At 59.7% G+C, this 16,654-nt stretch carries 18 protein-coding genes and 1 tRNA gene; 14 read left to right on the forward strand and 5 right to left on the reverse strand.

The window, feature by feature from the left end; genetic code table 11:
* The first annotated feature begins 225 nt into the window (after positions 1 to 225).
* From LOY33_RS15605 to LOY33_RS15615, 3 genes are all read left to right on the forward strand, one after another.
* Entirely contained in the window at positions 226 to 1,209 is a 984-nt protein-coding gene (locus LOY33_RS15605) for a DUF1852 domain-containing protein (protein WP_100633752.1), read from the forward strand.
* 28 nt (positions 1,210 to 1,237) lie between these two features.
* On the forward strand, positions 1,238 to 2,269 hold the full coding sequence (locus LOY33_RS15610) for a methionine synthase (protein WP_258659359.1): 1,032 nt from the start codon (positions 1,238 to 1,240) through the stop codon (positions 2,267 to 2,269).
* 85 nt (positions 2,270 to 2,354) lie between these two features.
* Positions 2,355 to 2,864, forward strand: a complete 510-nt coding sequence (locus LOY33_RS15615; RefSeq protein ID WP_258659360.1) for a flavin reductase family protein — start codon at positions 2,355 to 2,357, stop codon at positions 2,862 to 2,864.
* Positions 2,865 to 2,885: 21 nt separating this feature from the next.
* On the opposite strand, the gene LOY33_RS15620 is transcribed toward LOY33_RS15615, so the two are convergent.
* From LOY33_RS15620 to LOY33_RS15630, 3 genes are read right to left on the reverse strand one after another with little or no spacing between them, the layout of a single operon-like run.
* Complete coding sequence (locus tag LOY33_RS15620; protein WP_258659361.1) at positions 2,886 to 4,205, reverse strand: aspartate aminotransferase family protein; 1,320 nt, start codon at positions 4,203 to 4,205, stop codon at positions 2,886 to 2,888.
* Positions 4,202 to 5,269, reverse strand: coding sequence for a phosphotransferase (locus tag LOY33_RS15625; protein WP_258659362.1), 1,068 nt, complete (start codon positions 5,267 to 5,269; stop codon positions 4,202 to 4,204). Before LOY33_RS15625 ends, LOY33_RS15620 begins: the two co-directional genes overlap by 4 nt.
* 57 nt (positions 5,270 to 5,326) lie before the next feature.
* Positions 5,327 to 6,358 carry an ABC transporter substrate-binding protein gene (locus tag LOY33_RS15630; protein WP_258659363.1) on the reverse strand — a complete coding sequence of 344 codons (1,032 nt, stop codon included), beginning with the start codon at positions 6,356 to 6,358 and terminating at the stop codon, positions 5,327 to 5,329.
* A 185-nt stretch (positions 6,359 to 6,543) separates the two neighbouring features.
* On the opposite strand from LOY33_RS15630, the gene LOY33_RS15635 reads away from it, so the two are divergent.
* The 4 genes from LOY33_RS15635 (at position 6,544) to LOY33_RS15650 (ending at position 9,100) form a co-directional block, all read left to right on the forward strand.
* Entirely contained in the window at positions 6,544 to 7,278 is a 735-nt protein-coding gene (locus LOY33_RS15635; RefSeq protein ID WP_043861035.1) for an SDR family NAD(P)-dependent oxidoreductase, read from the forward strand.
* Positions 7,279 to 7,345: 67 nt separating this feature from the next.
* Positions 7,346 to 8,014 (forward strand): GntR family transcriptional regulator, encoded by a 669-nt coding sequence (locus tag LOY33_RS15640; protein WP_043861034.1) that lies wholly within the window; start codon positions 7,346 to 7,348, stop codon positions 8,012 to 8,014.
* Positions 8,015 to 8,221: 207 nt separating this feature from the next.
* The gene (locus LOY33_RS15645; RefSeq protein ID WP_258659364.1) at positions 8,222 to 8,500 is read left to right on the forward strand and encodes a hypothetical protein; all 279 of its coding nucleotides are present in this window, start codon (positions 8,222 to 8,224) and stop codon (positions 8,498 to 8,500) included.
* Between the two features lie 300 nt (positions 8,501 to 8,800).
* Positions 8,801 to 9,100: a hypothetical protein gene (locus tag LOY33_RS15650; RefSeq protein ID WP_043861032.1), complete on the forward strand. Its 300-nt coding sequence runs from the start codon at positions 8,801 to 8,803 to the stop codon at positions 9,098 to 9,100.
* An 867-nt stretch (positions 9,101 to 9,967) separates the two neighbouring features.
* On the opposite strand, the gene LOY33_RS15655 is transcribed toward LOY33_RS15650, so the two are convergent.
* Both LOY33_RS15655 and LOY33_RS15660 read right to left on the reverse strand, forming a co-directional pair.
* Positions 9,968 to 10,768, reverse strand: a complete 801-nt coding sequence (locus tag LOY33_RS15655; protein ID WP_258659365.1) for a class I SAM-dependent methyltransferase — start codon at positions 10,766 to 10,768, stop codon at positions 9,968 to 9,970.
* 905 nt (positions 10,769 to 11,673) lie between these two features.
* Positions 11,674 to 11,761 (reverse strand) — tRNA-Ser (locus LOY33_RS15660).
* A gap of 121 nt (positions 11,762 to 11,882) precedes the next feature.
* On the opposite strand from LOY33_RS15660, the gene LOY33_RS15665 reads away from it, so the two are divergent.
* The 7 genes from LOY33_RS15665 (at position 11,883) to LOY33_RS15695 (ending at position 16,608) form a co-directional block, all read left to right on the forward strand.
* Complete coding sequence (locus LOY33_RS15665; protein WP_043860836.1) at positions 11,883 to 12,554, forward strand: Bax inhibitor-1/YccA family protein; 672 nt, start codon at positions 11,883 to 11,885, stop codon at positions 12,552 to 12,554.
* Positions 12,555 to 12,771: 217 nt separating this feature from the next.
* Entirely contained in the window at positions 12,772 to 14,142 is a 1,371-nt protein-coding gene (locus tag LOY33_RS15670; RefSeq protein ID WP_043860837.1) for a nucleobase:cation symporter-2 family protein, read from the forward strand.
* A gap of 93 nt (positions 14,143 to 14,235) precedes the next feature.
* The gene (gene tusD, locus LOY33_RS15675) at positions 14,236 to 14,628 is read left to right on the forward strand and encodes a sulfurtransferase complex subunit TusD (RefSeq protein WP_043860838.1); all 393 of its coding nucleotides are present in this window, start codon (positions 14,236 to 14,238) and stop codon (positions 14,626 to 14,628) included.
* Positions 14,629 to 14,988 (forward strand): sulfurtransferase complex subunit TusC, encoded by a 360-nt coding sequence (gene tusC, locus LOY33_RS15680; RefSeq protein ID WP_078480771.1) that lies wholly within the window; start codon positions 14,629 to 14,631, stop codon positions 14,986 to 14,988. It begins immediately after the preceding gene.
* A complete protein-coding gene (gene tusB / locus LOY33_RS15685; protein ID WP_058541209.1) occupies positions 14,988 to 15,284 on the forward strand; it encodes a sulfurtransferase complex subunit TusB in 297 nt (98 codons plus the stop codon). The genes tusC and tusB overlap by 1 nt, the downstream gene beginning before the upstream one ends.
* The gene (locus LOY33_RS15690) at positions 15,281 to 15,616 is read left to right on the forward strand and encodes a TusE/DsrC/DsvC family sulfur relay protein (protein WP_043860841.1); all 336 of its coding nucleotides are present in this window, start codon (positions 15,281 to 15,283) and stop codon (positions 15,614 to 15,616) included. The genes tusB and LOY33_RS15690 overlap by 4 nt, the downstream gene beginning before the upstream one ends.
* Positions 15,613 to 16,608 (forward strand): glycosyl transferase family protein, encoded by a 996-nt coding sequence (locus LOY33_RS15695; protein ID WP_078480769.1) that lies wholly within the window; start codon positions 15,613 to 15,615, stop codon positions 16,606 to 16,608. Before LOY33_RS15690 ends, LOY33_RS15695 begins: the two co-directional genes overlap by 4 nt.
* Positions 16,609 to 16,654 lie beyond the last annotated feature (46 nt).

The raw sequence follows: 16,654 nt of genomic DNA on the forward strand, positions 1-16,654 counted from the left end.
CGGAAAATAATAATCAAAAGCCCTGCAGATGAGCATCATGAGGGTGGCTAACGTTCCCATGAAATCAATTCAATTTAACTCGTTCGATGCCCGGACATAAAATACGCCCCAATTAAGGAACACTTCAAGACGCCCGAGCAAAAAAACCTACAACGAATCAAACTTGCCGAAGAGGGCAAATGTAGATTCGGTTTTTATCTCGGACCATCAGGGCATCCGATTAAAATGAGCACAGCATTTACATTCTCGATCAAGCGTATTCGTTTCGACGAACATTATCGCCCCGCTGAAAACACCCGCACGACCACCAACTTCGCAAACCTGGCGAGGGGGCAGCGTCGCCAGGAGAACCTGCGCAACACCCTGACGATGATCGACAATCGTTTCAACGCCCTGGCGCACTGGGACAACCCGAAAGGCGACCGCTACAACGTCGAACTTGAAATCATTTCCGTAGAAATGAATATGGATGCCGAGCACAGGGACACCGCCCTGCCGCTGATTGAAATATTGCAGACCACCATTGTGGATCGCAAAACAAGCGAACGCATCGAGGGCATCGTAGGCAACAACTTCTCCTCGTACGTGCGCGATTATGACTTCAGCGTGCTGTTGCTGGGGCACAACAAGAACCAGCAGGGGTTCAGCACGCCGGAGGATTTCGGCGAGCTGCACGGCAAGCTGTTCAAGCATTTCGTGAACTCGAGCACTTACAAAGAACACTTCAAAAAACCACCGGTCATCTGCCTGAGTGTTTCCAGCAGCAAGACTTATCAGCGCACCGAAAACCAGCACCCGGTATTGGGCACCGAATACCAGCAGGACGAATATTCCCTGACCGATGAGTACTTCCGGAAGATGGGCCTGAAGGTTCGCTACTTCATGCCTGCCAACAGCGTGGCACCGCTGGCGTTCTACTTTGCTGGGGACTTGCTTGGGGATTACACCAACCTTGAACTGATCAGCACCATCAGCACGATGGATACCTTCCAGAAGATCTATCGCCCTGAAATCTACAACGCGAATTCAGCAGCAGGTCGATGCTATCAGCCGAGCTTGAATCACCAGGATTACTCGTTGACCCGCATTGTCTACGATCGAGAAGAGCGCAGTCAGTTGGCCATCGAACAGGGCAGGTTTGTCGAAGAGCACTTCATCAAGCCCTACCAGACCGTGCTTGAGCAGTGGTCCGCCCAATACGCGCTTTGATCATTCAGAACATACAAGGTCATCTATCGTGAAAAAACTGCTACCCACCTCCACTGCTGGCAGCCTGCCCAAACCGTCCTGGCTTGCACAACCCGAGACGCTCTGGTCGCCCTGGAAGCTGCACGACGAGGAACTGCTCGAAGGCAAGCAGGATGCCTTGCGCCTGGCCCTGCAGGAACAGCAACACGCAGGCATTGATATCGTCAGCGACGGCGAACAGACCCGCCAGCATTTCGTTACCACCTTTATCGAGCACCTGAGCGGAGTGGATTTCGAGAAGCGCGAAACCGTCAGAATTCGTGACCGCTATGATGCAAGCGTGCCGACCGTTGTGGGCGCTGTTGCCAGGCAGAAACCGGTGTTTGTCGAAGATGCCAGGTTTCTGCGCCAGCAGACCAGCCAGCCTATCAAATGGGCCCTGCCCGGCCCCATGACCATGATCGACACGCTGTATGACAGCCACTACAAAAGCCGGGAAAAGCTGGCTTGGGAATTTGCCAAGATCCTCAATCAGGAAGCCCGAGAGCTGGAGGCGGCGGGCGTGGACATCATCCAGTTCGACGAGCCTGCCTTCAACGTGTTCTTCGACGAGGTGAATGACTGGGGCGTGGCCACCCTGGAACGGGCGATCGAAGGGCTCAAATGTGAAACGGCCGTGCATATTTGCTACGGCTACGGCATCAAGGCCAATACCGACTGGAAAAAGACGCTGGGCTCGGAGTGGCGCCAATATGAGGAAGCCTTCCCCAAGCTGCAGAAATCCGGCATCGATATCATCTCGCTGGAGTGCCACAACTCCCATGTCCCGATGGACCTGATCGAGCTGATTCGCGGCAAGAAAGTGATGGTGGGGGCCATCGATGTGGCGAACCACGCCATCGAAACCCCCGAGGAAGTGGCCAACACCCTGCGCAAAGCGCTGCAGTTCGTGGACGCCGACAAGCTCTACCCGTGCACCAACTGCGGCATGGCCCCTCTGCCCCGCGAGGTGGCGCGCGGCAAGCTGAACGCCTTGAGCGCCGGCGCGGACATCGTGCGCAGAGAGCTCTTGAACCGATAAGGGTGCAGGAGGGGTTGCAGCGCTGATCGAGCGGCTTGCCCCCTCCCCGCCGCCTTTGGACCCGCCCCTTCAGCCAGGACCTACCATGTCACGTTCCAGTACTGCCATCGAGCCATTGCGCTTTCGCGAAGCGCTCGGGCACTACGCATCCGGTATCACGGTGATCACGTCGCAGATCGAGAAGGAGCCGGTCGGCTTTACCTGCCAGTCGTTCTATAGCGTGTCGATGAGCCCGCCGCTGGTGTCGTTCAGCGTGATGGCCGGTTCGGCCAGCTACCCCAGGATCCGCCAGGCAGGCCGCTTCGCGGTCAATATCCTGTCCGGTGAACAGGTCGGGATCTCCAACCAGTTCGCCCGACGAGGTACCGACAAGTGGCAGGGCGTGCAATGGCAGGCATCGCCACTGGGCAACCCGATCATTGCCGGCAGCCTGCACTGGCTCGATTGCGAGATCCACGCCGAACACGTCGCCGGTGATCACCTGATCGTGATTGGCGAAGTGAAGGCGCTGAACCTGCAGCAAACTGCCGCCACGCAGCCCTTGCTGTACTTCAAGGGGCAATACTGCAACCTCGCCGCCCACGGCGCAGGCTGAGGAACCAGGGGCCTGGCCTTCTCAACAAGCCCCTTGCATCGCGGTATCGACCGCTTCCACAAGCATCTGCGCATGCTCTTCGGTAAACGCCAGCAGCGGACGGATTTTGAGCACGTTCTGGTGCGGACCGGCGGCGCTGATCAGCACGCCCTGCTCGCGCATCGCGTTGACCACCTGGCGGGCCTGCCTGGCTGCGGGTGCCCTGGTGGCGCGGTCGGTGACCAGCTCAACCCCAAGGAACATGCCGGCCCCCCTGACGTCGCCGATAATTTCATGGCGCAGGGCAAGCCGTGTCAGGCCGTCCAGCAGGTAGCTGCCAATGTGATGGGCCCTCTGCTGCAGGTGTTCTTCGCGGATGACGTCCAGCACCGCCTGACCTGCCGCGCACGAGACCGGGTTGCCGCCAAAGGTATTGAAGTAGCGCATGCTCCTGCCGAAGTGATCGACCACCTGGGAGCGCCCGACGATGCCGGCAATGGGCTGGCCATTGCCCATGGGCTTGCCGAGGGTGACGAGGTCCGGGCGCACGTCGTGCCTGGTAAACCCCCACATGTTAAGGCCGGTACGCGCAAAACCCGGCTGTACCTCATCGGCGATGTACAGCAGGCCTTCGGCCTGGGCCAGCGCCACACCCTCGGCGATACAGCCCGCCGGCCCGGGCAGCACGCCGTCGCTGGAGAAGATGCCATCCAGCAGGATTGCCGCCGGGCGGATGCCGTGCGCTTTGAGGTCATCGATTGCGGCGCGCACGTCTGCGGCGAACATCGACGCCACGTTTTCGGCCCCCAGACGGTAAGCGTCAGGTGCGCGAACGGTGCGCACATGCGCCGGGAGCACCATGGCGCTGCCAAGCGATGGTGAAAGCTCGGCGATGTCTGCGGTGACGCCGTGGTAGGCGAACCGGGTGATGATGACGCCGGTGCCACCGGTGCAGTGCCTGGCGATGCGCAGCGCCAGATCATTCGCCTCGCTCCCGGAGCAGGTGAACATGACGCGATCCAGGTCATCGGTGAAGGTACCGAGCAACTGCTCGGCATAGTCGAGAATGCCCTCCTGCAGGTAACGGGTGTGCGTGTTCAGCACCTGCGACTGCCGATGCATCGCCTCGACCACCCGGGGATGGCAGTGACCGATGGAGGCAACGTTGTTGTAGGCGTCCAGGTAACGACGGCCCTGCTCGTCGAAGAGCCATACGCCCTCCCCTCGAACAGTGTGCAGCGGTCGCTCGTAGAACAGGCGGTATGCCGGGCCCAGTAGCCGCTCGCGGCGCTCGATCAGGCGTCGCTGCGATGCCGAAAGCCGGGTGGCGTCGGCTGACGTGAAGCCGTTGATCATGCTCATGCTCGATTTGCTCGCAGGCAGGCCGAAGCAATTCGGTCTTCTGTTTCAGCGCGAGACAGCGCCGACAGTGCCTTCAGGTTTGCCCAGGCACGCTGGGTGTTTCGAAGGATGTACTGGCGATTGTCCGGATGCAGTTCGGCGCGCCAAGAGTTGATGCACAGGGCCAACGCCAGGCGCGTGGCCAGCAGCTCGGGCAGCAGCGCCAGCTCCTGCTGGTTCAGGGGGTTGCACTGGTGGTAGCCGACAATCACATCCAGGGCCGGCTCCAGTACATCGCCTACCTGCCCAAGGTGGTAGGAAGCGGCAACCGCGACCTCGTTGACCAGCGGCGCATGCACCATGTCACCGAAATCGAGGATGCTGCGCAGCACATCGGGGTTGTGGGCATCCACGATGATGTTGTGCGGGTTGGTGTCATTGTGAATGACCTGCTTGCGCAGCCCGGGGATGCTTGGCACCACCACCGACGCATACTGCTCGAGGCTGCGCTGCACCAGGCTTCGTCCGGGGCCGGGTTCGATGTGCACCAGCAGCGGTCGAAGGTGCGCGGCGTGCTGCATGTCCCACAGCAGCGCATGCCCGGCGGCGGGGTGGGCAAACCCTTGCAGCGCCACGTCAAGCCGGGCGATGGACTGCCCGATGACCCGGCGAAACGTCGGTGTGGGGTGACTCACGCAGTGAAGGGGCATGCCATCTTCGAAGGACAGCAGCCGCGCCAGCATGCGCTGCCCGTCGATCTCGACGAAGGTGGCGTACTGGCCCTCAAGCGAGGGGTGCACGCGCTGAACCGCAAGCCCGGGATCGCGAAGCTCGATTCTTCGCATCGCCTGGTTGTGGAAGTCGACCACATCGGGGTTTTCAAGCGGGTGGGAGAGCTTGAACAACCGGGATGAGCCGTCTTCGAGCATCACGCGGAAATTGAGGTCGCGCTCGCCGCCCAGTTTTTCGAGCGTGCCGGTCAAACCAAATTGCTGGCGCAGCACTGCACACGCCTGCGCATCGGTGACCCGTGCCGGAGCAGCTTCGAGCAGGCTGTCATCGACAGCCAGATTTTCAAGGGGCATGACTCGCATCCTTATACGGCCTTTGAATGGCGCCCCCGGTTTCAGGGGCGCCATGCATCACTTGTTGACCCAGGCGTTGAAGCGTTCCTCCAGGTCCTCACCGTGGTCGATCCAGAACTCGGCGTCGGTGGCACGGGCGTTTTTCAGGTTTTGCGGGGCAGTGGGCAGTTTTTCGCCCACGCGCTTGTCCAGCAGGTCCATCGCGCCGGTGTTGCTGGGCCCGTAGGGGATGGCCTCGACGAAGTTCTTCTGTTGCATGGGCTCGCTGGCGAACGCGATGAAGCGCTCGGCCAGTTCCTTTTTCGGCGCCCCTTTCACGATGGCCCAGTGATCGAGGTCGTAGAGGCTGCCATTCCATTGCATCGCAAACGACTGGCCTTCCTCCTGGGCAGAGGTGACACGGCCGTTGTAGGCGGAGGTCATGACCACGTCACCGGCGATCAGCCATTGCAGCGGCTGCGCGCCGGAGTCCCACCACTGGATACTGGACTTGATTTCATCGAGCTTCTTGAACGCACGTTTGACACCCTCTTCAGTACCCAGCAGCGTGTAGAGGTCCTTGTTGTCTACCCCATCGGCCAGCAGCGCGAACTCCAGCGTGAACTTCGCGCCGCGGCGCAGGCCGCGCTTGCCGGGGTACTTCTTCAGGTCCCAGAAGTCGGCCCAGCCTTGCGGGCTGGAGGCGAGTTTGTTGGGGTCGTAGGTCAGCACGGTGGACCAGATGAAGATGCCGATACCACAGTCGCTGACGGCCGCAGGAATGAAGTCTTCCTTGTTGCCTATCCGGCTCCAGTCCAGCGGTTCGAACACCCCTTCGCTGCAACCACGGATGAGCTCGGGCGATTCGACCTCCACCACATCCCAGCTGGTTTTGCCGGTGTCGGCCATCACCTTGATCTTGGCCATTTCGCCGTTGTAGTCGTCGGCGGTGATGGCCACGCCGGTCTGGGCGGTGAAGGGTTTGTAGAACGCCTTCTCCTGCGCCTGGCGGTTGTTGCCGCCGAAGGACACCACGGTCAGCTTTTCAGCGGCATACAGCGGGCTTGCGATGGTTGCGAGCAAAAGTACAGCTGCGATTTTCTTATTCATGCGTCTCTCCAGGTCAGCTACGGGTCGTGGGCAGCTTTAAAGGGATGGCAGTTTTCTTGTAGTGGCAGCAATCGATCGAACGTGACGCTTCCCCGGTGGGGACGGGACGCATTAAAACACATAATAAATATGATGCATCATATTTTACGCTACACTTGCCCTCACCAATGAACAGGGAACCCGCCATGACCGATCAACGTACGCTGCTTCTCACCGGTGCCAGCCGGGGCATCGGCCACGCCACCGTGAAACATTTCAGTGCTGCGGGTTGGCGCGTGTTTACCGCCTCGAGGCAGGACCTGGGCGAAGGCTGCCCCTGGGCCGAAGGCATCGCCAACCACATTCACCTCGACCTGGGGAGCGTGGAGGACATACAGCGCAGGCTTCCGGAAATCCGGGAAAAACTCGGGGGGCGGCTGGATGCGTTGGTCAACAACGCCGGCGTTTCACCCAAAGGCCCGGATGGGGAGCGACTGGGGGTGCTGGAGTCCGACTACTCGACCTGGCTGAACGTGTTCAACGTGAACATCTTCTCGACGGCCCTGCTGGCGCGGGGGTTGTTCGAGGAGCTCAAGGCGGCAAAGGGCTCGGTGATCAACGTCACCTCCATTGCCGGTTCGCGGGTGCACCCGTTCGCAGGGGTGGCGTATGCCTGCTCCAAAGCGGCGCTGTCGGCGCTGACGCGCGAGATGGCGCATGACTTCGGGCCCTATGGGGTTCGGGTGAACGCGATCGCCCCGGGGGAGATCGACACCTCCATCCTGTCCGCTGGCACCGAGCTGATCGTGGAGCGTTCGATCCCGATGAAACGCATGGGCAAGCCCGAGGAAGTCGCGGCGTTGGTGCATTTTCTCTGCACGCAGGGCGCTTCGTACGTCAATGGCGCAGAAATCCATGTAAACGGTGGGCAACATGTTTGAGTTACTCGATAATCGCTGCCGGTAGCCTCCCCTCTCCCGCCGGGCCTGTGCCGCACACGAGTACGCGATGAATTATCCGATTGAGCACCTGAAACACTCCTACCTTGGCAGCGGTATCTATGGCCTGCTGCGCGAAGCCCTGATTACAGGGCGCTTCCAGCCTAACGACCGGCTGCGCATACGCGACCTTGCCGAACAGCTGGGTACGAGTGTCACACCAGTGCGGGACGCGATTCTTCAACTGGCAAAGGAGCAGGCGCTGGTTCTGAAGACGCCGCGGGACATTCGTGTGCCGGTACTGACTTCCAAGCAGTACCTGGAGATCAGGAGCATCCGGCTCTCGCTCGAGGGGTTGGCGGCCGAAACAGCTGCATCGCTGGCGACCGAGGAGCAAGTGGCGCGGCTGCAAACCTGCATTCAGAACAACCTGGTGGCGATCAAGGACAATGACTTGAGGTCCGCGCTGACCTTCAACCACGAGTTTCACTTCAGGTTGGCGGAAATCGCCGATATGCCGGTGCTGGTCAGCCTGCTGGATGGGTTGTGGATGCGTACCGGGCCGCTGATTGCCCGGGCCTACGGCGGGTTCAACGAGCGCATGGCGATTGATCATCACTGGGATGTGCTGGAGGCGTTGAAGCAGCGCGATGGTGCGGCGGCTCGCCTGGCGATCTGCAGTGACATTCTGGATGGGAGCCAGAAGATGCTGGAGTATGTTCAGATGGAGCATGACTGAAGGGGCGTGGTGCTGGCGATAACTCGGCATGCGACAGGCCGCATGCTGCAAGTGGCGCCGCTGGCGTTCTGAAACCGATTCTCACCCCTGTTCCGGCGTCCTGCCGACCGAAAAAATCCCCCTCCCCGTGCAATTCGTCGCCTCGGCTCGCCGCGCTCGCCCGACTGGATTACTGTATATGCAAACAGTATCCATATGGTGGCGGAAATGACCCAAGACATTGAAGACCTTGACGGCTTAGGAGCGCCCACTGAGCTGGAGATGTGGAAGCACCAGGTGGTGCTCATTACGAATGAGGCCGAATACCTGACCCGAGAGCTGGGCAAGGCGCGCAGGAACATTGCCAAGCTTGTGGCGATGAACCAGGGGCTGACGAAGGACCTGCACGACCTGCAGCTGAAATCGACAGGGCGAGTGCTCCCCACGAGCTGCGCACTCAGTGGCAGCCCGGCACAGGAAATCGCGGAACTTCATAAAAACTCATAAGGCGCGTCGTCACCGTAAAACTTAGCGGGAAAGGCAGGAAACTTACACGGTGCACGAACCCATTAAAGTGAGAGCGAAACTTTTTTTGAACAAGAAATAAATTGTAACAATGACCTGTTGAAATATTTTAAATACCAGGAACCCAACCTTTATTGACCAAAAAATGTGAAGCCGTGCGTTTTTATAGCTGGATGGAAACCCAGTTCAATAAAACCTCACCCGATGGTAACGTATGCTTTCGCATTGCTCAGAATAATAAAAAACATGAGCAAACTTGTTGGTTGAATAAAGGATTAACGAATGACTATCGAGCGAGAGATTTTCTCGGCCCTTATCGCGCAGAACGCATTTCAAGGTGAAAAGCCGAGCGTACAAAGCTACGCCCAGCTAGCCGTAGACAAGGGTTTCAGAGCGCTTACGTCAAGGCAGCAGGCGGTGGTGAGCCCCTTCCTGAAAAAACAATGCGAGGGGATGAGAAAACCAAACGAAAAACACAACAACTGCCAAAACACGATAGCCGGTCGTGATCTGGTTGCAGCGCTTGAAAAAGCAGAAAGTTACAAGGGATGGCGCTGCGAAAGCTGCCGGAGTGCATCTTAAAAACCAGACAGCACCGCAAAAAGAGTAGCCCTCCAGAAAAGCTGTAAAGTAAAAAACACTACTGCACTCGCTACTCCTGACTGTTATTGCAGCAGGCCGCCATGGCCTGCTCGCAAGTTTTTCTTTTTAGGCCCTGATCAGCCCACCCGCCAATCGTCGTTCACTCGTCACGCACCTGAGCGCCTTGAAAAAAAATAGTGCACGAAACAGCCCGATTCTTTTGCGCGGCCAACTTTTTTTAGAGAGAAAAATAGTGCCTATCTACCAGGCAGCACTACTGGTTGTGCGCCGGGTCATCGCTTACAGTGAGGCCAGCATCCTCGACAGCGATGTTCGGTGCGGGCGGTCTGGCACTCGTAGCCAGACCAATTAGCGGGCCTACCAAGAGCTGGCGAGTGCTTCAATGACGACGCTGCCCGTCAGAGCATCAACGCTTCCGGTGCAGTTCGGGTGACCAGGCGCTGCTCAGGACGATAACCCCGAAGATCACCAGGTACAGCCAGTATTGGCTCGGGTACGAGAAAGAGCCCACTTGGGCGACCACAAACACGCCGCCACCAACAACTAACCGCTGCCGACGCGTGAACCTCTGCCTGAGCGCTACCAGCTTGCTTCTCCACCCCATTGCCACGCTCCCTGTCTGGTCAGCGGCAAAGCATATCACCCCTATTCAATGATTCCGCCTCGCGCCAGATGCTCGACGCACCGCTGTGCGCTGAGCAGCTCATGGAGCTTGCGGAAGACAGGCAGGTGCCACGACCTCGGTATCAGGGCCAAGGGCGTGGCCAGAGAGATTTGAACGTATCGAATGTCATTGCAAAGACCGGATGTTGCTGGCTCCGCACTTTTAGCGGGGCCAGACAAAAGCTACCCCGGCTTGACGGAACACGTTGCGATGAATGTTGGCATGTAGTTGTCGATCAGAAATCGGGGCACCGGCTGAAAAGCTTCTTCGAAGCCTGTTAGCAGCAAGCCCGCCTCCAGCTGCCCGCTTATTTGCTCCGCTAACGTGTGACCAAATACGAATGCCTCACCTCTCGCTATCTTACCCTCAATTTCGTCAGCATTCAGATCGGTTATGTCTGCGTAAGGCAGTGTGAAGCGCGGTTTCATCAAACCGCTTTTAGCCAGGTCAGTAGAGCGGTCGAAAATGAATACTACCGGATTGTAAAAGCTGCTGAGCAGCTTTCCTCCCTTACCGAGTACGCGATAACATTCAGCCCATACTTTACGAATATCGGGCACATACAGATTCGAGATCGGATGAAAAATCAGGTCAAATGACTCATCATCAAATGATGACAAGTCCTGCATATCTCCCAAGACCGTGCGTAGAGAAAGATCGTCTCGCTTTGCAACCATATCATCCAATGCCAGCTGATCGCGAGAGGCATCCATCACAACCACTTCAGCCCCCGCAGCCGCCAACACGGGGGCTTGCTGCCCTCCGGAAGCAGCTAGGCACAAAATGCGCTTCCCTTGCACATCGTTAAGCCACGCTGTCGGGAGCTCTGCGGGGATAAGTTGTATTTTCCACTCCCCTCTTCGAGCAGCCTGAATAACTTCGGCAGAAACTGGCTTCGACCAATCACAACCTTCGCGAGCAAGTCGGTTCCAGACATTCTGATTATGATCATAAACATCTTTTGAGGAGAATCGGGCAGTCATCGTTACTTATCCCTACAGAAGAGAACAACGCCAAACAGTAAAGCAAGAAGGCTTTATTAGCCGTCACCATCGATCAATTCAAGGTAACAGGCCATATCAACTCAAACAATTACGTGCTTTGACTTTTGGCAAATCCGCAAAAAGCAAATACGCATTAATTATTCATTTCGGGAGAATCTCGATGCAAGATTAATTCAATGAAGACTTTTGAACATAACTGCCCAAGCCGATTCATGCAAGTATCACATTTCGGATACAAGGTGGACTCTAGATAGAAACCAGGTCGGCAGCTACGGGCTCATACGCACACACAGCGGTTACTCCAGCGCCAACTGCACCTCATCCAGCTCAAGTGATGGCGGTTCGAGCTCCAGCTGCGACTACCTCCTCCCCGCCTCCGCCACCATTTGCGGCGTGGGGCTTATCCCACGTAAATCGAAGTACTGACAACGAGCTGTCTGAGCTGACCGGCTAGAAGGCCAGTAGCTACCAGCGCGGCTAGCTTGAAGAGCTCCATTGGCACTTCACCGAACGCTGCGGCAGATGACTATTGGTTGGCAGCCAGTACGCCCGAATGAAACTGGGTATAACGCTTCAAGCCATGCTGTCCATGGATCTGGCGTGTCTGACAGGACAGCGTCCTGCGGACGTGCGGGTGCTGAGGAGGAACTACATCGAGGGCGTTGCCCTGGGCGTGAAGCAGCAGAAGACACACAAAAAGCTGCGGGCCCTGCTTGAGGTTACGGAGTAGAGCGCAGTTTAGTGGCCATGATCAGCAACATCCTGGCTCAGAATGAGCAATAGGAGGGACAATGCGAAAGAAAAGAATTCCCAAGTGTGTTTCCAAGGCCTTTTTCCCTACCCTCAGAAACGCAAAAAGCCCTGAATAATCAGGGCTTTAGAAGTGGCGGAAGCGTAGAGATTCGAACTCTAGGATAGTTGCCCATCGACGGTTTTCAAGACCGTTGCCTTAAACCACTCGGCCACGCTTCCTCGTATTGCGGGCGCCATAATACCGAAATGAAACAAGCTGTCAAACTCTCTAGGTGGCTGGTCTGCGCGCCTCTGTTATGATCTTTGCATCTGAACGTTTCAAACCCACAGGAGTGTCGCCATGCGCGAACAGGATTACGCCGTCAACCACGGCCTGCAGGTCGAACAGCAAGAGGTCAGCCGCGTCCTGCGCAACACCTATGGCCTGCTGGCCATCACCCTCGCTTTCAGTGGTGTCATGGCCTATGTGGCCCAACAGATGCGCGTCGGCTACCCGAACATTTTCGTGGTGCTGATCGGCTTCTACGGCCTGTTCTTCCTCACCAACAAGCTGCGTGATTCGGTATGGGGCCTGGTGTCCACCTTCGCGCTGACCGGTTTCATGGGCTTCCTGCTCGGCCCTATCCTCAACCGCTACCTGGGCATGGCCGGCGGCGCTGAAGTGGTCAGCTCGGCATTCGCCATGACCGCACTGGTGTTCGGTGGTCTGTCGGCCTACGTGCTGATCACCCGCAAGGACATGAGCTTCCTGGGCGGCTTCATCACCGCAGGCTTCTTCGTGCTGCTGGGCGCTGTGCTGGCAAGCTTCTTCTTCCAGATCAGCGGCCTGCAACTGGCGATCAGCGCAGGTTTCGTGCTGTTCTCGTCGGTGTGCATCCTGTTCCAGACCAGCGCCATCATCCACGGTGGTGAGCGTAACTACATCATGGCGACCATCAGCCTGTATGTATCGATCTACAACCTGTTCGTCAGCCTGCTGCAACTGTTCGGGTTGATGGGTCGGGACGACTGATCCGAGCTTGGTTGGTTGAGTGTTGAAAAAGCCCGCTTCGGCGGGCTTTTTTGTGGGTGGCGTTTGAGGGGCGCTGTCTTCGCGCTCGTTCGCTGGCAAGGCCGACCCCTACGCCCCGCGGGCTGTAGCGCCAGATAATGCTGGCAAACTGGGCTACCCCAATCCCCGCGCGCGCCGTAGAATGCGCTCCTTTTTTCTGCCCGGGGCAGCAACACCCATGAGCTCACTCGAACAAGCGCCCGAACAGGCCAATGAACTGGTTCTAGGCCTGGAAGACCGGCCCCGGCCGCTGATCGCCCTGCTCGCTGCCCTGCAGCACCTGCTAGCGATCATCGTGCCTATCGTTACCCCCGGCCTGCTGATCTGCCAGGCACTCGGCGTATCGGCCCGCGATACCAACCTGATCGTGTCGATGTCGCTGGTGATCTCCGGGATCGCCACCTTCGTGCAATGCCGACGCTTCGGGCCCTTCGGCGCCGGGCTGTTGATCGTGCAAGGCACCAGCTTCAACTTCGTTGGCCCGCTGATCGCCGGCGGCGCGCTGATGGTCAAGCAAGGTACGCCCGTAGAAGGCGTAATGGCGGCGATCTTTGGTGTGGTGATTGCCGGCTCGTTCGTTGAGATGGGCATTTCGCGCATCCTGCCGTTCGTGAAGCGCCTGATCACCCCCCTGGTCACCGGCATAGTAGTGCTGATGATCGGCCTCACGCTGATCAAGGTGGGCCTGATCAGCATGGGCGGCGGCTTCGGCGCCATGGCCAACGGCACCTTCGCCAACGGCGAAAACCTGCTGCTGTCCGGCGTGGTGCTGGCCATCATCGTGGTACTCAACCGCATCCCGGTGGTGTGGATGCGCAGTTGCGCGATCGTGATCGCGCTGGCCGTCGGCTACGCACTGGCCGGCTACCTGGGCCGCCTGGACTTCACCGGCATGCATGAAGCCGCCGTATTCCAGGTGCCGGTGCCATTGCACTTCGGCCTGAGTTTCTCCTGGGCGCTGTTCATTCCGATGCTGGTGATCTACCTGGTGACTTCGCTGGAAGCCATCGGCGACGTTACCGCCACCAGCAAGGTGTCGCGTCAGCCGGTCGAAGGCCCGCTGTGGATGCAACGCATCAAGGGCGGCGTGCTGGTCAACGGCGCCAACTCGCTGCTGGCCGGTGTATTCAACACCTTCCCCAGCTCGGTGTTCGCGCAGAACAACGGCGTGATCCAGCTGACCGGTATCGCCAGCCGCCATATCGGTATCTGGATTGCCGCAATGCTGGTGATTCTGGGGCTGTTCCCAAGCGTGGCCGGGGTGATCCAGGCGGTGCCGGAGCCGGTGCTGGGTGGCGCTGCGATGGTGATGTTCGGTGCCGTAGCGGCCTCGGGTATCAACATTCTGGCCAGCATCAGCCTGGACCGTCGCGCCCTGCTGATCATCGCGGTGTCCCTGGCGCTGGGCCTGGGCGTGGCGCAGGTGCCGGAATTCCTGGCGCACATGCCATCGGCACTGCGCAATGTGCTGGAGTCTGGCGTGGCAACCGGCGGCATCTGTGCGCTGGTGCTGAACTGGTTCCTGCCCGAGTCCAAAGCGCAGAACTGAGGCCGCTTGCCAAGCTGCCCCAACCAGGCCCGCGCCCACAAGGCGCGGGCTTTTTGCTTTATCATGGGCGCAGTTTTGCTGACAGAGCCTGCCATGAAGTTCGCCCTCGCGGTATTTTCCCCCGGCCATGCGCCCTCCTCGCGCCGTGCACTGCTGTTCGCCCAGGCTGCCCTGGCCAGCGGGCACGAGATCGTGCGGCTGTTTTTCTATCAGGATGGCGTGCACAGCGCCTCGGCCAACGTGGTCGCGCCGCAGGATGAGCTGGACGTGCCGGCGCAATGGCGTGCCTTCGTCACCGAGCACCAGCTCGATGCGGTGGTGTGCATCGCCGCCGCCCTGCGCCGTGGCGTGTTGAACGCCGAAGAAGCCCAGCGTTATCAGCGCCCTGCCGTGAACCTGCCCGCGCCGTGGGAACTGTCGGGCCTGGGTCAGTTGCACGAGGCTGCACAAACCGCCGACCGCCTGGTCTGCTTTGGAGGCGATTGAATGGCCAAGTCATTGCTGATTATCAGCCGCCAGGCCCCCTGGGCCGGCCCGTCGGCCCGCGAGGCACTGGATATCGCCCTGGCCGGCGGCGCCTTCGACTTGCCGCTGGGCATGCTGTTTCTGGATGACGGCGTGTTTCAGCTGGCACCTGCACAGCAACCGGCACAGCTGCAACAGAAGAACCTGGCGGCCAACCTCCAGGCGCTGCCGATGTTCGGCGTGGAGGCCCTGTTCGCCGACGCCCGCAGCCTGCTCGAGCGCGGCCTGGACGCTGAACACCTGACACTGGACGTCGAGGTACTCGACGACGCTGCACTGGCAGCCCTGATCAACCGTTTTGACCAGGTGGTAACCCTCTGATGAGCACCCTGCACGTCATTTCCCACTCGCCCTTCGGCGATAATCGCCTGAGCAGTTGTCTGCGCCTGCTGGGCAGCAACGACGGCCTGCTGCTGTGCGGCGACGCAGTGTATGCGCTGCAGCCCGGCAGCGAGCCGCTGAAGGCGCTGGAGCACGCCAACCTGGGCGCAAGGCTGTTTGCGCTGGAAGAAGACCTGCAAGCCCGCGGCATCTCCAGCGACGCGGCCCGGGCCATCGACTACCCGGCGTTCGTGCAGCTGTCGCTGGACCACGACAAGGTCAACAGCTGGCTATGAGCACCCTGAGCCTCGACAACCGCGACATCGCCCTGGACAAGGACGGCTTCCTGGTCGACCTGAAGGACTGGTCAAAGCCCGTGGCACAAGCCCTGGCCGAGCGCGAAGGCCTGGAACTGACTCCCGAACACTGGGAGGTACTGGAGCTGCTGCGCCAGTTCTACCAGGAGTTCGAGCTGTCGCCGGCCACGCGCCCGCTGATCAAGTACACCGCCTTGAAGCTGGGCCCGGACAAAGGCAACAGCCTGCACCTGAACCGCCTGTTCAACGGCACCCCCGCCAAACTTGCCGCGAAGCTCGCGGGCCTGCCAAAGCCGACCAACTGCATATGACTGCCCCTACCCCGCTCACCCTCGAAACGCCCGCCGAACACCCCTTCGCCCAGTTCGTGCGCATTTTGGGCAAAGGCAAACGCGGCGCCCGCGGCCTGACCCGGGAAGAAGCCCGCGAGGCCATGGGCATGCTGCTGGACGGCAAGGTCGAGCAGACGCAGCTGGGCGCCTTCCTGATGCTGCTGCGTCACAAGGAGGAGAGCCCCGAGGAGCTGGCCGGCTTCACCGAAGCCGTGCGCCAGCGTGTACAGGCACCGCCCATCGCGGTCGACCTGGACTGGCCGAGCTATGCGGGCAAGAAGCGCCACCTGCCGTGGTTTCTGCTGGCGGCCAAGTGCCTTGCGAAAAACGGCGTGCGCATCCTGCTGCACGGCGGCGGCGCTCACACCGCCGGGCGCCTGTATACCGAGCAGGTGCTGGAACAGGTGCAGATCCCGCTGTGCCGCGACTGGGCCAGCGTCGCCAGTGCCCTGGACGAGCACTGCATCGCGTTCATCCCCCTGCAGGACTGGGCGCCGCGCCTGCAGCACATGATCGACCTGCGCAACACCCTGGGGCTGCGCTCGCCCATTCACTCCCTGGCACGGGTGCTCAACCCGCTGGGGGCGCGGTGCGGCCTGCAGAGCATCTTCCACCCCGGCTACCAGGCCGTACACCGCGAAGCCAGTCGGCTGCTGGGCGATACGGCGATTGTGGTCAAGGGTGACGGCGGTGAGATCGAGATCAATCCGGATGCCACCAGCCACCTGTACGGCACTGCCCATGGCCAAGACTGGGATGAAGAATGGCCGCAGCTGTCGGCCCAGCGCCATGTGAAGCCAGCCAGCCTCGACCTGCAGCACCTGCTGGCAGTATGGCGCGGCGAGGCCCGCAACAGCTACGGTGAACTGGCTCTTGTATCGAGCATGGCGCTGGCGCTACGCGGCTTGGGGCAAACCCGAGAGGACGCCTTCACGCAGGCGCAGCACTGGTGGGATCAACGCCTGAGCTAGGCGACTGATCGGGGTTTTCGATCAAACAGGCCGATGCTTTGCGCCA

It is taken from the genome of Pseudomonas sp. B21-036, from assembly GCF_024748925.1.
GTDB classification, from domain to species: Bacteria; Pseudomonadota; Gammaproteobacteria; order Pseudomonadales; family Pseudomonadaceae; genus Aquipseudomonas; species Aquipseudomonas palmensis.